Source organism: Propioniciclava sp. MC1595 (assembly GCF_017569205.1).
Lineage (GTDB): Bacteria > Actinomycetota > Actinomycetes > Propionibacteriales > Propionibacteriaceae > Propioniciclava.
This window is the reverse complement of the sequence record NZ_CP071870.1, coordinates 1,507,744-1,521,573: the sequence shown is the minus strand read 5'-3', so window position 1 is coordinate 1,521,573 and position 13,830 is coordinate 1,507,744. Positions and strand designations below refer to the sequence as shown.

Sequence of the window (13,830 nt, the reverse complement as noted above, 5' to 3'; positions counted from 1 at the left end):
CTAACTTGTGGTGGTGGTCAGCGGACGCCCGGGCGCGCCCGGTCGACCTTGGCGGAACGATCGGTGAGGGACTTGCTACCACGGCCCAGGGCGACGAGGCCGGACTGGACCAGCTCGCGGACGCCGTAGGGGCGCAGCATCTCCAGCAGGGCCTCGAGCTTGTCGGGGCTGCCGGTGGCCTCGACGACCAGGGAGTCCTGGTGCACGTCGACGGTCTTGCCGCGGAACAGCTGCACGATCTCGATGATCTGACTGCGCGAGGCCGGGTCGGCCTTGAGCTTGACCAGGACCAACTCGCGGCGCACGGCGCTCTCCTCGAGCTCGACGATCTTCAGCACCTCGACGAGCTTGTTGAGCTGCTTGGTGATCTGCTCGAGCACGGCCGGGGAGTCGACGGCGACCTGGATCGTGATGCGGCTGATCTCGGGGCGCTCGGTCGGGCCGACCGCGAGCGACTCGATGTTGTAGCCGCGCCGGGCGAACAGGCCCGAGATGCGGGCCAGGACGCCGGGCTTGTTCTCGACGATGACGCTCAGGGTGTGTGTCTTGTTCACAGGATCTCGTCCTCCCAGTTGGGCGCCAGGTCCTTGGCGATCAGGATGTCGTCGTTGCTCGTGCCGGCCGGGACCATCGGCCACACCATGGCGTCCTTGTGGACGATGAACTCGACCACGACGGGACGGTCGTTGATCTCGAGCGCCTTCGCGATGACCTCGTCGACCTCCTCGACCGTCTCGGCCCGCAGGCCGACCGCACCCATCGCCTCGGCGAGCTTCGGGAAGTCCGGGATGCGCCAGCTGTTCAGGTCGGTGTTGGAGTACCGCTCGCCGTAGAACAGGGTCTGCCACTGGCGGACCATGCCGAGGCTCTCGTTGTTGATCACCGCGATCTTGATCGGGATGTCGTTCAGCGCGCAGGTGACCAGCTCCTGGTTGGTCATCTGGAAGCAGCCGTCACCGTCGATGCCCCACACCAGCTCGCCGGGCTTGCCGACCTTGGCGCCCATGGCGGCGGGCACGCAGTAGCCCATCGTCCCGGCACCACCGGAGTTCATCCAGCGGCCCGGCTTCTCGAAGGGCAGCAGGTGCGCGGCCCACATCTGGTGCTGGCCGACGCCGACGGCGTAGTACGCGTCGGGTCCGGACATCTCGCCGATGCGCTTGATGACGTACTCGGGGCTGAGCATGTCGCCCTTGGTGGGCTGCGGGTCGGCCGCGTACTTGGTCTTGAGGTTCGTCAGGTAGGCACGCCACGCCGAGTAGTCGCCGAGGTCCTCGCCGCGCAGCACCTCGTTGAGGGCGGCGATCGTCAGCTTGAGGTCGCCCACGATCGGGACGTCCACCGACCGGTTCTTGCCGATCTCGGCCGGGTCGATGTCGGCGTGGATGACCTGGGCGCCCGGCGCGAACGTGTCGAGCTTGCCCGTGACGCGGTCGTCGAAGCGCGCGCCGAGGGTGATCAGCAGGTCGGAGCGCTGCAGGGCGCCGACCGCCGACACGTGGCCGTGCATGCCGGGCATGCCCATGTGCAGCGGGTCGCTGTCGGGGAACGCACCGCGGGCCATCAGCGTGGTCACGAGCGGGATCTGGGTGATCTTGACGAGCTCGGCGAGCTCCTCGAACGCCTCCGACTTCACGACGCCGCCGCCGACGTACAGCGTCGGGCGGGACGCCGCCTTGATCATCTTCGCCGCCTCGCGGATCTGCTTGGCGTGCGGGTTGATCGTCGGGCGGTAACCCGGCAGGTCCAGCTCGTGCGGCCACTCGAACGGCGCGGAGCTGACCAGCGCGTCCTTGGTGATGTCGACGAGGACCGGGCCGGGGCGTCCGGTGCCGGCGATGTGGAAGGCCTCCTTGATCGCGCTCGGGATGTCCTGCGCGCGGGTCACCAGGAAGCTGTGCTTGGTGATCGGCATCGTGATGCCGCGGATGTCGGCCTCCTGGAAGGCGTCCGTTCCGACGGCGGTCGAGGCGACCTGACCGGTGATGGCGACGATCGGCACCGAGTCGAGGTAGGCGTCCGCGATACCGGTGACCAGGTTGGTGGCGCCGGGGCCGGAGGTGGCCATGCAGACGCCGACCCGGCCGGTCGCCATGGCGTAGCCCTCGGCGGCGTGCGCGGCGCCCTGCTCGTGGCGGACCAGGATGTGGCGGACCAGCTCGCTCTGGCCGAGCGGGTCGTACGCCGGCAGGATCGCGCCGCCGGGGATGCCGAAGATGACGTCTACACCGACGCGCTCGAGCGACTCGACGAGGGCCTGCGCCCCGGTGAGTTCCTTGGGCCTGGTGTCATCTGCCATTGGTGATCATCCCCTTCGGTGTCGGTGTGCGGTGTGCGCTCTCGTTGCAAAGAAAAACCCCCGCTGCCGGTTTCGTGCACGGCAGGCGAGGGAGCGCGTCGGTCTGAGGCGGGGCTCAGGCGACGCGCGCGGTAACTACGAGGAGGCTCATGTGCACGAGAGCCACCCTAGCGCCTTGTTCGGTTCACTTCACAACGTGGGCGTTCTGTGTCCATGATCCGGACGCCGCGGGCTGCGGCAGCGCTCAGCCCGTGATGCGCGCGTGGACCTCGTCGAGGTCGCCGGACGCCGCGCGCGTCAGCAGCGCGCCCATGCTGGCGTCGTCGGCGTAGCGCGGCACCAGGTGGACGTGGAGGTGGAAGACGGACTGGCCGGCGTCCTCCCCCACGTTCGACAGGACGTTCATCCCGGACGCGCCCAGCTTCTCGACGAGCAGGGTCCCGGTGGCGGCGATGGCCGGGGCGATCGAGGCCAGGACGTCGGCGTCCGCGAGGGCATCGCTGACGTGCGCGCGCGGGACGACGAGCGTGTGCCCGGTCTTGAAGGGGTCGAGGTCGAGGAACGCGATCGCGTGGTCGTCCTCGTACACCCGCTTGCTCGGGATCTCACCCGCGACGATGCGGCAGAAGATGCAGTCGGCCTGGGTGGTCATCAGCGAACCTCGAATCCGGCCCCGGAGAGGCCTTCCTTGATCTGGGCCACGGTCAGCGTGCCGTAGTGGAACACGGAGGCGGCGAGTACGGCGTCGGCACCGGCGCGGGCCGCGTCGACGAAGTGCTCGACGGTGCCGGCCCCGCCCGAGGCGATGACGGGCACGTCGACGACCGCGCGCACGGCCTCGATCATCTCAAGGTCGAATCCGTCGGTGGTGCCGTCGCGGTCCATGGAGTTGAGCAGGATCTCCCCCGCCCCGCGCTCGACGGCCTCGCGGCACCAGGCGATGGCGTCCAGCCCGGCGCTCTGGCGTCCGCCGTGCGTGGTCACCCCGAAGCCGGAGGGTTGGTCGGCCTCGCGTCGGGCGTCCAGGGACAGGACGATGACCTGCCGGCCGAACCGGTCGGCGATCTCGTTGAGCGCCTCGGGCCGGGTGATCGCGCCCGTGTTGATGCCGACCTTGTCGGCGCCGGTGCGCAACAGCCGGTCCACGTCGTCGGCGCCCCGGACCCCGCCACCGACGGTGAGCGGGATGAACACCGTCTCGGCGGTGCGCTTGACCATGTCGTAGGTGGTCTCGCGCCCCTGCGAGGAGGCGGAGATGTCCAGGAACGTCAGCTCGTCGGCGCCCTGCTGGCCGTACAGCGTGGCCAGCTCCACCGGGTCACCGGCATCGCGCAGGTTGAGGAAGTTCACGCCCTTCACCACGCGGCCGTCGTGCACGTCGAGACACGGGATCACCCGGATAGCCACACCCATGAGGTCAGACTAACCACAAGGCCGAGGGCCGGGAGTGTGCTCCCAGCCCCCGACCGCTCGTGGGTGTGGCGTCTCCGAGTGCATTTCCGGGTGGCAGGACCCCAAGGATCCTTGGGGTTCTTCCACCCGGAAATGCATCCGGGGGTCAGTCCTTCAGTCGTCCTCGAGGTACGCGGCGTCGACGACGCCGCGGCGCAGGCGGTCGATGGCCTCGCGGGCGTTGTCGCGGACGACCGACTCACCGGCCGCGTCGGCGACCTGGCCGAGCAGGTCGATGACCATGCGCATCCAGCGCACGAAGTCGCCGGCGGTCAGCTCGGTCTCCTCCAGGATGTCGCCCAGCGCGACCCCGTTGCCCCAGCGGTACACGGCCTCGGCGAAGCCGATGTCGGGGTCGCGGCCCTGCTCGAGCCGGTGGTCGCGCTCGAGCAGCCGCACCCCGCGCCAGATGCGGCGCACCATGGTCTGGGCGACCTCCGACGACCGGGTGGGCATCCGTGCCGGGCGTTGCGGCTCGCCGCCGCGCGACTCGTAGGTCAGCGAGGACAGCACCGCGGCCAGTTCGGCGGGGTCGAGCTCGTCGAACGTCCCGGCACGGATGGCCTCGGCGGTGACCAGGTCGAGTTCGGAGTAGATCCGTGCCAGCATGCGCCCGGCGTCGGTCACCTCGGTCCCATCCGGGGACAGGTAGCCGAGCGAGGACAGCACGAGGCACACCTTGTCGAACCGGTTGGCGATCGTGTTCGTCCGGCGCTCGGTCTGCGCGCGCAGGTCGGCGGTGTCGCGCTCGAGGCGCAGCGCCTTCTCGGCCGCCCGCGCGTGCACCTCGCGGTCGGGGCAGGCGTGGCACGGGTGCTCCTTCACGGACGCCCTCAGCTCGGCGATCCGGCCGGCCACCTCCTCGTCCATCGCGGCCGCGTTGTACCGCGGGGCGCTCAGGTCGACCGAGCCCAGCTTGGTGTGGAACGCCGCGGCGAGGTTGCGCCGGTCCTTGGCCGAACGGCCGTCGAAGTGCTTGGGCACCCGCATGCGGCCCGCCACCACCGGCGGCGACGGGAAGTCGGTCAGCGAGAGCTTCTTGACCTGCCGCTGCTCGGTCATCACGAGCGGCGAGGGGTTCGCCCGGTCGCGGCCCACGCCGGGGTCGATCACGACCGCCCAGCCCTCGTGCCGCCCCGACGGGATGGCGATGATGTCGCCGGGCACCAGCTCGAGCAGCACCGAGATCGACTCGGCCCGCCGGTCGGCCTTGCGCGAGCGCGCCGCCTCCGCCTCCAGGGCGCCGATCGACGCGCGAAGCCGGGCGTACTCCTCGAAGTCACCGCGGTCACAGGCCGCGTCGGCCCACAGGGCCGCGATCTTCTCCTTGTTCCGGGTGGCTGCCCGGGCGAGCCCCACGACCGACTTGTCGGACTGGTACTGCGCGAACGACTGCTCCAGCAGCCCGCGCGCCTTCTCGCGCCCCACGCGGGCGACCATGTTGACCGCCATGTTGTAGGTCGGCGAGAACGACGACCGCAGCGGATAGGTGCGCTTGGACGCCAGCCCGGCCACCGCGCGCGGGTCGACGTTGCGGTGCCACAGCACCACCGCGTGCCCCTCGACGTCGATGCCCCGGCGGCCGGCGCGGCCGGTGAGCTGGGTGTACTCCCCCGCCGTGATGTCGACGTGCGCCTCGCCGTTGTACTTGACCAGCTTCTCCAGCACCACCGAGCGGGCGGGCATGTTGATGCCGAGCGCGAGCGTCTCGGTGGCGAACACGACCTTGACCAGGCCGCGCACGAAGGCCGCCTCGACGCACTCCTTGAACGCCGGCAGCATGCCCGCGTGGTGGGCGGCGATGCCGCGGCGCAGGGCCTCGGCGAACGTGGCGTAGTCGAGCGCTTCCAGGTCGTCGCGGCTCAGCCCGGTGGTGGCGGCCGAGGCGAGGGCGTCCAGCTCGGTTCGCTCGACCGCGTTCGTCAGCCGGACGCCGCTGCGCAGCAACTGCCCCACCGCCTGGTCGCAGCCGGCCCGGGAGAAGATGAAGTAGATGGCGGGGAGGAGGCCCTCGGCGTCCAGCTTCTCGACCGCGCCGTCGCGGCGCGGGATGAGGTTGGGGCCCTGCTGGCCGCGGCCCGCGGCGTTCTTCTCGATCCGGTCGCGTGTGCGGCGGCCCCGCTGGCGGCGCGAGTCGTCGCGCACGTAGCGGCTCTCCTGCTTGGCCAGGCTGACCAGTTCGGGGTTGACGTCGGCGGCCGAGGCGGCCCCGAGCGCGGGCGAGCGGTCCCCGGCGAGCGCGGTGGGGGCCTCGGCCTCGAACAGGTCGTAGATGCGGCGTCCGGCCATCATGTGCTGGAACAACGGCACCGGACGCCGCTCGCTCAGCACCACCTCCACCCCGCCGCGCACCTCGTCGAGCCAGTCGCCGAACTCCTCGGCGTTGCTCACCGTCGCCGACAGCGAGACCAGCTGCACCGACGGGGCGAGGCCGATGATGACCTCCTCCCACACCGCGCCACGGAAGCGGTCGGCGAGGTAGTGCACCTCGTCCATGACCACGTAGCCGAGCCCGCGCAGGGTCGAGGACCCCGCGTAGATCATGTTGCGCAGCACCTCGGTGGTCATCACCACGATCGGGGCGTCGCCGTTGATGGTCGTGTCCCCGGTCAACAACCCCACCCGGTGCGACCCGAAGCGCTCGCTCAGGTCGTGGAACTTCTGGTTGCTCAGCGCCTTGATCGGCGTGGTGTAGAAGCACTTGCGGCCCTCGCGCAGGGCCAGGAACACCGCGAACTCGCCCACGACCGTCTTGCCGGCGCCGGTCGGCGCCGCGACGAGCACGCCCGACCCGGCCTCAATGTGGGCGCAGCCGTCACGTTGGTAGTCGTCGAGCGCGAACGGGAAGGCGGCGCTGAACTCGGCGAACGCGGGGCCCGGCTCGGGGGCGGGGCGGTTCGTGGGCATCCTCTAGGCCTCCTGGGTGTAGACGTGCAGCGCACCGGGCGCCGCGGAGACGGTCAGGGGCACGTGCCCGAGCGGCTCGCCGTCGGCCATGCCGTGCAGGCCGTCGCCGTCGACGACCACACGCCGGACGCGCAGCCGCTCGATGGCGGGGTGGTCGAAGGTGCGGCCCGTGGCCAGGTGGGGCAGGTATCGCACCAACGTCGACAGCCCCACGGGATGCACGATGACCACGTCGAGGAGGCCGTCGGTCAGGTCGTAGTCGGGGGCGATCCTGATGCCGCCCCCGAAGATGCCGCTGTTCGCGACGGCGACGAGGATGGCGTCCACCTCGCGGTGCTCCCCGTCCAGGTCGAGGCGGTAGTGCAACGGGGCGAACGAACGTGCCTCCGCGATCACCGCCCCCACGTAGGACAGGTGGCCCAGGTCGACGGGGGCGTTGTTCGCGCGGGCGTTGACCTTCTCGTCGTACCCGGTGGACACCACGCAGCCCGCGTACTCGAGCTGGCCGCGGTGCAGGTCGCCGCGCACCTCGGCGAGGTCGATGGCCCGTGTGCGGCTGGCCACGACGGCGTCGGTGGCGCGCTCCCAGCCACGGCGCCGGTCGCGGCCCGGGCCGGGGGCGGGCGCCGCCAGCCCGACGCCCCGGACGAAGTCGTTGCCGGTGCCGGCCGGGATGACGCCCAGCGGCACGTCGGTCCGGGCGCAGGCGTTGAGGCCGATGTGCGCCATGCCGTCGCCGCCGACGACGACGAGGCCGTCGTAGCCCTCCGCGACGGCGTCGGCGCACGTGGCGTGCGCGTGCTCGGGCGAGTGGGCCAGGGTGCGGGTGACCCGGACGCCGGCGTCCACCAGCCGTGCCTCGACGGCCGGGGTCAGGCGTTGGCCGCGGCCGTGCCCCGCGGCCGGGTTGACCACGAGGGCGAGGTGCCTCATGCGCGCTCGAGTTCCTTGGAGGCGCTCTTGGCGCGGCGGCGGTCGTTCCAGTGGCAGATCGCCTCGGCGATGAGGAACAGCAGCATCATCGGGACGGCCAGGGCCATCATCGAGAACGGGTCACCGCCCGGCGTGGCGGCCGCGCCGAAGATGGCGCAGCCGAACAGAACGTAGCGACGGGCGCCCTTGAGCGCCTTGCCGGACACGACGCCGACCAGGTTCAGCGTCACGACGATCACCGGCAGCAGGAACCCGGCCCCGAAGACGAGCATCAGCTGCATCATCAACACGAGGAAGTCGTTGAGCGGCAGCAGGTTCTGGATGGCGATGACGTCGGTGGTGAACGCCATCAGGATCGCGATCGCCGAGGGCAGGATGTAGTAGCCCATCGTCATGCCGCCCAGGAACATGGGCACGGCGGCGAGCAGGAAGATCAGCGCGTACTTCTTCTCCTTGGCCAGCAGCGCCGGGGCGATGTAGGCCCACACCTGGTAGAGCCAGATCGGGCTGGTCAGGACCAGCCCGCCCAGCGCCGAGACCATCAGGATCAGGATCAGCGGGGCCGTCACGCCGCTCAGCACGGCGGTGACCTCGAGGTTCGGCTTGATGCCCTTGAGGATCTCCTGCGCCTGCTCCCACGGCTGCAGCAGGAACAGCAGCAGCTTCTCGTGGAAGATCAGGGACACGATGGTCCCCACCGCGATGGTGATCATCGAGAAGACCAACCGGTAGCGCAGTTCGCGCAGGTGGTCGGCCAGCGACATCACCCCGTCGGCAGGGACCTTCGGGGGCTTGAGCCAGCCGAGGCTGAGGCGGGCCACGGCGTCCGAGGCCTACTTCTGGTCGGCGTCGGGGCGGGGGTCCTCGACGAGCTCGGCTTCGAGGGTGCTGTCGGCCACGGTGCCGCGCTCGCGCTGGTCGAGCTCGTACTCGCGGCGGCGGAGCTCCGCCTCACGCTGCGCCTGCTCCTCGTCGGCCTTGATCTGGCGCGTCTCGTCCTTGAACTCGCGCAGCGCGCGGCCGGCGTTCTTGCCGGCGCCCGCGAGACGGGACCCACCGAAGATGAGGAGCGCGAGAACGATCAGGATGACCCATTCCCAGCCCTGCATGTTGAACGGCAGCATTGCTACTCCTTGCCTAGGTGTACGAGGTGAAGTCTAGAAGGTGCGCGGCGGCGCCCCCACGCCGTCGACCAGCGCGAGCGCCGTGTCGACCTGGGAACCCAGTTCGCCGAGCGCGTCGAGCACCGCCAGGGCCTTGCGCCACAGCGCGATCGCGAACAGGACGAGCATGACCAACCCGGCGAGCGCGGCCCCCACGATGATCCACACCCACCACACCCGCCGAACCCTACAACACAGACCTGACGCGGGCTTCAGCGGTCCCCGCCGAGCGCCTCGCGGGCGGCCTCGATCGCGGACGCCGCGGCCTGCGGCGGGTCCACGCGCGCCACGGCCGGGCCCAGCCGGAGCAGGAGCCGGCGGAACCAGCCCGGGTCCGCGACCCGCATCCGCACGCGGAGCAGCCCGTCGGGCAGTTCCTCGGTGGCGACGAGCGGGTGGTACTCGGTGATCCAGCGACCCCCCGGGCGCAGGTCGAGGGTGACCTCGACCGCGTCGGGGCGGTCGTCGAGCCACCCGGACGCCAGCGCCGGGGCCGGCCCGTGGTCGGTGGTGGCCTGCTCGAGGGGGTCGACGGCGACGATGCGGTCGAGCCGGTAGGTGCGCCAGCCCGCGCGTTCGTGCGCCCACGCCGTGAGGTAGCCGTAGCCGTCGCGGGTGCCCAGGCGTGCCGGGTCGACGACGGGCGTCGTCGCGACGCCGCGCGAGGCCCCGTGGTAGGTCAGCCGCACGGCCACGCCGGCGGCGATCGCGTCGGCGAGCTGACCCCGGATCGACTCCTGCCCCGCCGACACCGCGATCGCGACCTTGTCGGTGCCTCCGCCGACGGCGCCCTCGAGCTTGGCCCGGGCCGAGCGGACGGCGGGGCCGAGTTCGGCGTCCGCCATCTCCTCGAGCGCGGCGAGGGCGACGACGAGGCTCATCGCCTCCTCGGGGGTGAACCGGTGCGGGCGGGCGAGGAACTCGGCGTTCGTGAGCCGGATGGTGCCCGACTCAAGCGCGTCCATGTCGACCTCGATGAGGTCGCCGGGCGCGCCGCCGGGCAGGCCGCAGAACCACAGCACCTTCAGGTCGGCCACCAGCTGGCGCGGGGTGACGTCGAACACGGACGCCGTGGCCTCCAGGTCGGCGTCGGGGTGGGCCTGGAGGTACGGGACGAGCGCGAGGAGCCGGGGCACCTGGCTGGACGAGGTCATCGCCATGCCGCCACCGCCTCGAGGTGCACGCGGACGGCGGCCGCCAGCTCGGGCGGGTCGAGGACGACGACGTCGGCCCCGTACCAGGCGATGTCCCCCGCGGCGTCGGCGGGGTCGCTCGCCACGCGCAGGCGCCAGGCCGTGAAGCCGGGTGGGGGCTGGGCCGCGGGGTCGGCGTCCGGGGTCGGTTCGGGGTCGGGCCCGACCGGCCGCGCGAAGCGGACGAGGTCGGGGGCGGCCCCGTCGCGGACGGCGATGGTGGCGATCGTGTCGCGGCGCGCGGTCAGCGAGCGCACGTGCTCCTCCACGACGGCCGGGTCGGGCGGCGTGACCTCGCCCTTGGCCAGGCGCGGGGCGTCCTCGATGCGGGAGACCTTGTAGGAGCGCCCCTCGCCGCGGGTGCGGTCGAGGCCGATCAGGTACCAGGCGCCCTTGCGGTTGACCAGGCGCCACGGCTCGACGACGCGGGCGAGCCCGCGGTAGGTGAAGGCGACCGGCTGTCCGGCCAGCGTCGCCTGCCAGAGCGTCTCGAAGGCGGGTTCCCGGGCGCCCACGGTCGGGGCGAACGTGGCCACGCGGTCGGCGTCCGGGTCGAGGCCGGAGGCTCGCAGCTTCGCCAGCGCGGCGGTGGCCTGGCCGCCGAGGCGGGCGTCGTCCCAGACGGTGGAGGCGACGCCGAGCGCCGCCAGCTCGGCCGGGGTGAAGTCGATCTCGGGCAGCTCGAAGTCGCGCCGGCGGATGCGGTAGCCCACCTCGTCGGGGAACAGCGGCGAGTTCGAGCCGGTCTCGACCGGGACGCCCATCGCGCGCAGGTCGTCCTTGTCGCGCTCGAAGGTGCGCTCGAACGCTTGGTCGGACAGGCCGTGGTAGCCCTCGACCAGCTCGCGGATCTGCTCCCGCTCCACGAAACGGCGCGCCATGAGCAGGCAGATCGTGAGGTTCATGATCCGTTCCGACTTGCGCGCTGACACGCCCCTCAGGCTAGCGCTGAGCGGGCCCGGACCGGCCTCGACGCTCCCGAACCGCGACAGCCATGGTTACCGCGCCCGGATGCACCGCACCATCGGCAACCCCACCGCCAAGGCCGCCATCGACATGGCCCTGTGGGACATCCTCGGCAAGGCCTGGGGCCAGCCCGTCCACCGCCTCCTCGGCGGCTGGACCGACCGGATGCGCGTCAGCCACATGCTCGGCTTCGACGACCCGGCCAAGATGGTCGACGAGGCGGCGAGGATGATCGACACCTACGGCATCCGCACCTTCAGGGTGAAGGTGGGGCGGCGGCCGTGAAGCCCGAGCTGGTGCTCGACATCCAGGGCGACGAGTCCGGCGAGACGGTCACGTACGACTTCGTGCTCGACCCGGTCCAGGCGTGATCGTCCCACCGGACTGCACGGGCATGATCACGATCACCGAGCTGGCCCCGGGGCCGGCGGGCGGCGCGATGCTGCTCGTCGGGCCGAGTCTCGGCACCGCCGTCGCGTCCCTGTGGGGCGCGGCGGCGGCGCTGCTGGGCGAGCGCTACCGCGTCCTCGGCTGGGACCTCCCCGGCCACGGCGCCTCCTCCCCGGCCAGCGGTCCGTTCTCGCTGGCCGAGCTGGCCGACGCCGTCTTGGACGCCGTGGGCTCACCCTTCCACTACGCCGGCGTCTCGGTCGCGGGCGCGGTCGGGCTGCACCTCGCCCTGACGGGCGACCCGCGGGTGCTGTCGACGGCCGTGGTCTGCTCAGGTGCCAAGCTGGGCACCCGGGAGTCGTGGCAGGAGCGCGCCGCGCTGGTGCGCGAGCAGGGCATCGGGCCGCTGGTCGAGGGCTCGCGCGAGCGCTGGTTCTCCGACCGCACGCGCAGCGAGCGCCCCGAGGTCGTCGAGGCGCTCCTCACCGAACTGCAGGGCATGGACGCCGCGTCCTACGCCTTCGTGTGCGAGGCGCTGAGCGAGCACGACGTCCGCTCCCGGTTGGCCGAGATCGACGTCCCGACGCTCGCCCACTGCGGCGGCGACGACGTCGTCTGCCCGCCCGAGCTGATGGCCGAGGTGGCCGACGGCGTCCGGGAAGGTCGGCTCGTGGTGCTGCCCGAGGTGGGGCACCTCGCACCGGCCGAGGACCCGGAAGCCACCGTTGCCGCGCTCGAAACCCAAGCCCTCGGCGCAGAAAAGTAGAGCCCTCGGCGCAGGAAACTAGAGCCCTCGGCGGGTGACCGCCTTGCGCACCACCTGGCCCAGCCAGGTGGCCGGGACGACCTCGCCGGTGACGAGGTACTCCAGCGTGTGGTCGTAGTGCAGGGCGTCGGCGAGGATCACGAAGCTGCGGGGCGTCCCGACGCTGATGATCACGTCGCCGTTGCGCACGTCGGCCTCGGGGCCGGGCAGGTAGGTCTTCTCCGTCCCCCGGATCTGGAGCACCGGGACCGCCGCGACCCGGTCGTCGCGGTCGTCGGGGTGCCGGAACAGGTCACCCAGGTGCACGGGCCCCGAGCGCAGGCGGCGCACGACGGCGGGGGTGTCGCGCTCCCCCACGACGATGCGGTGGCTGTCGGGCGACCCGCGGCCGACCACCTCGAGCAGGTGGTCGAGCACCGGCTCGGCCTCCTCGTCCTTCATGCCCCACACGCGCACGACGAAGTCCCAGAAGTCGGGGGTGATCACCCGCGCGAGCGCCTCCTGCACGGTGAGCTGCGCGGGGACGAACACCGAGTCGGGGGCGAACGCGCGCAGCAGCGGCTCGTTGCGCTTGGACCGCTGCCGCACCGCCAGGAAGAGGTCGGGGTTCACCAGCCGCGCGTGGCCGACCAGCGCCAGGTTCTGGGCGTCGTCGCTGCCCCCGGCGATGAAGCCCACCGCCCCGCCCACGTCGGGGGTGCCGTCGACCGGCCACACGAGCGACGAGTCGAGGCCGGCGTCGTCGAGGTCGTTGGCGATCTCGGGGCCGAAGTGGTCGTCGGAGGCGATGATCCACAGGCCGTCCTCGTGCTCCTCCGCGTGGGCCGAGACCAGCGTGCCCGGCGCGGCGATGAGCCAGGTCAGCAGCCGGTACGTCGAGGGACGCCGCACCCGCATCACCAGGTAGTTGCCGTACCGCTCGAACGGGTTCACCACCGCGGACGCCCCGAACTCGCGCATGGCCTTCGCGGTGGCGCGCTCGTTGGCGCGGGCGACCACCGGCACGTCGTGGCGCAGCAGCGTCACCGCCATCACGATGGATAGGTTGGCCGCGTCGTCGTCGGTGAGCGCGAGCACGCCGGCGCAGTACTTGCTGCCCAGCCCGGCCAGCCCGAGGATGGCCGGGTCGCGGGCGTCCCCCACCAGACCCGGGATGTCGCTCGACAGCTGCGCCCCGGCGAGCGCGTCGATGGACTCCTGGTCGGCGGCCACGACCACCGTGCTGCGGCCGAGCGTGTCGAGGGTCTCGGCCGCGGCGCGGCCCATCTGTCCGTACCCGACGAGGATGAGGAACGGACGCCTCAGCCGCTTCACCCGGCGCACGAAACGCTGGCGGGCCAACGAGTCGCGGAACGCCTTGTCCTGCAGCAGCGCCAGCAGGGCGCCGAGCGCGTAGGCCCACCCGATCACCGAGCCGTAGATGCAGACCGTGAGCCACAGCCGCTGCACGCGGGTCAGCGCGTAGGGCAGCTCGCCGAAGCCGATCGTCAGGGCCGTGTAGGACATCAGGTAGAACGCGTCGAACACCGACATCGTGTACGGGCGGCCCTGGTCGTCCACGCCGGGGATCAGCGCCAGGCCCGCCACCGAGATCGCGAACACGACCACCACCACGATGAGCGGGGCGCGCATACGGCGCAGCACCAGGAAGACCGCATCGGTGGACGGCTCGGGGGCCGGCACCCGCACGAACCGCCGGCGCAGGGTGCGCTGCCCGCCGTGGTGGTGCGGCGGCTCGGGGTTGGTGCTCGGCAGCGTCAT

Annotated in this window: 14 protein-coding genes; 2 read left to right on the top strand and 12 right to left on the bottom strand. The window is 71.8% G+C overall.

The features are described 5' to 3' along the window. Positions 1 to 17: 17 nt before the first annotated feature. The 11 genes from ilvN to J4N02_RS07170 form a co-directional block, all read right to left on the bottom strand. Entirely contained in the window at positions 18 to 554 is a 537-nt protein-coding gene (gene ilvN / locus J4N02_RS07220; protein WP_188333395.1) for an acetolactate synthase small subunit, read from the bottom strand. Then, positions 551 to 2,299, bottom strand: coding sequence for an acetolactate synthase large subunit (locus J4N02_RS07215; protein WP_188333396.1), 1,749 nt, complete (start codon positions 2,297 to 2,299; stop codon positions 551 to 553). Before J4N02_RS07215 ends, ilvN begins: the two co-directional genes overlap by 4 nt. Positions 2,300 to 2,543: 244 nt before the next feature. Continuing rightward, the gene (locus J4N02_RS07210; RefSeq protein ID WP_188333397.1) at positions 2,544 to 2,951 is read right to left on the bottom strand and encodes an HIT family protein; all 408 of its coding nucleotides are present in this window, start codon (positions 2,949 to 2,951) and stop codon (positions 2,544 to 2,546) included. Then, positions 2,951 to 3,712, bottom strand: coding sequence for an imidazole glycerol phosphate synthase subunit HisF (gene hisF, locus J4N02_RS07205; RefSeq protein ID WP_188333398.1), 762 nt, complete (start codon positions 3,710 to 3,712; stop codon positions 2,951 to 2,953). The genes J4N02_RS07210 and hisF overlap by 1 nt, the downstream gene beginning before the upstream one ends. A 153-nt stretch (positions 3,713 to 3,865) precedes the next feature. Beyond that, positions 3,866 to 6,658 carry an RNA helicase gene (locus J4N02_RS07200; protein WP_188333399.1) on the bottom strand — a complete coding sequence of 931 codons (2,793 nt, stop codon included), beginning with the start codon at positions 6,656 to 6,658 and terminating at the stop codon, positions 3,866 to 3,868. A gap of 3 nt (positions 6,659 to 6,661) precedes the next feature. Continuing rightward, the gene (locus tag J4N02_RS07195) at positions 6,662 to 7,591 is read right to left on the bottom strand and encodes a diacylglycerol kinase family protein (protein WP_188333400.1); all 930 of its coding nucleotides are present in this window, start codon (positions 7,589 to 7,591) and stop codon (positions 6,662 to 6,664) included. Continuing rightward, positions 7,588 to 8,412 (bottom strand): twin-arginine translocase subunit TatC, encoded by an 825-nt coding sequence (gene tatC / locus J4N02_RS07190; RefSeq protein ID WP_208091172.1) that lies wholly within the window; start codon positions 8,410 to 8,412, stop codon positions 7,588 to 7,590. The genes J4N02_RS07195 and tatC overlap by 4 nt, the downstream gene beginning before the upstream one ends. A gap of 12 nt (positions 8,413 to 8,424) precedes the next feature. Continuing rightward, positions 8,425 to 8,715 carry a twin-arginine translocase TatA/TatE family subunit gene (locus J4N02_RS17390; RefSeq protein WP_188333401.1) on the bottom strand — a complete coding sequence of 97 codons (291 nt, stop codon included), beginning with the start codon at positions 8,713 to 8,715 and terminating at the stop codon, positions 8,425 to 8,427. Positions 8,716 to 8,748: 33 nt separating this feature from the next. After that, positions 8,749 to 8,931, bottom strand: a complete 183-nt coding sequence (locus tag J4N02_RS07180; RefSeq protein ID WP_182814852.1) for a hypothetical protein — start codon at positions 8,929 to 8,931, stop codon at positions 8,749 to 8,751. Between the two features lie 35 nt (positions 8,932 to 8,966). After that, entirely contained in the window at positions 8,967 to 9,914 is a 948-nt protein-coding gene (locus tag J4N02_RS07175; RefSeq protein WP_188333402.1) for a YafY family protein, read from the bottom strand. Continuing rightward, positions 9,905 to 10,879, bottom strand: a complete 975-nt coding sequence (locus tag J4N02_RS07170) for a YafY family protein (RefSeq protein WP_188333403.1) — start codon at positions 10,877 to 10,879, stop codon at positions 9,905 to 9,907. The genes J4N02_RS07175 and J4N02_RS07170 overlap by 10 nt, the downstream gene beginning before the upstream one ends. Positions 10,880 to 10,958: 79 nt before the next feature. On the opposite strand from J4N02_RS07170, the gene J4N02_RS16845 reads away from it, so the two are divergent. Beyond that, a complete protein-coding gene (locus tag J4N02_RS16845; protein WP_223202358.1) occupies positions 10,959 to 11,198 on the top strand; it encodes a hypothetical protein in 240 nt (79 codons plus the stop codon). An 82-nt stretch (positions 11,199 to 11,280) separates the two neighbouring features. Next, entirely contained in the window at positions 11,281 to 12,069 is a 789-nt protein-coding gene (locus J4N02_RS07160) for an alpha/beta fold hydrolase (RefSeq protein WP_208091171.1), read from the top strand. An 18-nt stretch (positions 12,070 to 12,087) separates the two neighbouring features. On the opposite strand, the gene J4N02_RS17170 is transcribed toward J4N02_RS07160, so the two are convergent. Next, positions 12,088 to 13,830, bottom strand: a complete 1,743-nt coding sequence (locus tag J4N02_RS17170; protein ID WP_188333405.1) for a TrkA family potassium uptake protein — start codon at positions 13,828 to 13,830, stop codon at positions 12,088 to 12,090.

Coding starts and splice junctions, on each gene's coding strand:
- J4N02_RS07210 (WP_188333397.1), bottom strand. CDS start 2,951: ATGACCACCCAGGCCGACTGCATCTTCTGCCGCATCGTCGCGGGTGAG.
- J4N02_RS16845 (WP_223202358.1), top strand. CDS start 10,959: ATGCACCGCACCATCGGCAACCCCACCGCCAAGGCCGCCATCGACATG.
- J4N02_RS07200 (WP_188333399.1), bottom strand. CDS start 6,658: ATGCCCACGAACCGCCCCGCCCCCGAGCCGGGCCCCGCGTTCGCCGAG.
- J4N02_RS17390 (WP_188333401.1), bottom strand. CDS start 8,715: ATGCTGCCGTTCAACATGCAGGGCTGGGAATGGGTCATCCTGATCGTT.
- J4N02_RS07175 (WP_188333402.1), bottom strand. CDS start 9,914: ATGGCGATGACCTCGTCCAGCCAGGTGCCCCGGCTCCTCGCGCTCGTC.
- hisF (WP_188333398.1), bottom strand. CDS start 3,712: ATGGGTGTGGCTATCCGGGTGATCCCGTGTCTCGACGTGCACGACGGC.
- J4N02_RS17170 (WP_188333405.1), bottom strand. CDS start 13,830: ATGACGCTGCCGAGCACCAACCCCGAGCCGCCGCACCACCACGGCGGG.
- J4N02_RS07215 (WP_188333396.1), bottom strand. CDS start 2,299: ATGGCAGATGACACCAGGCCCAAGGAACTCACCGGGGCGCAGGCCCTC.
- J4N02_RS07195 (WP_188333400.1), bottom strand. CDS start 7,591: ATGAGGCACCTCGCCCTCGTGGTCAACCCGGCCGCGGGGCACGGCCGC.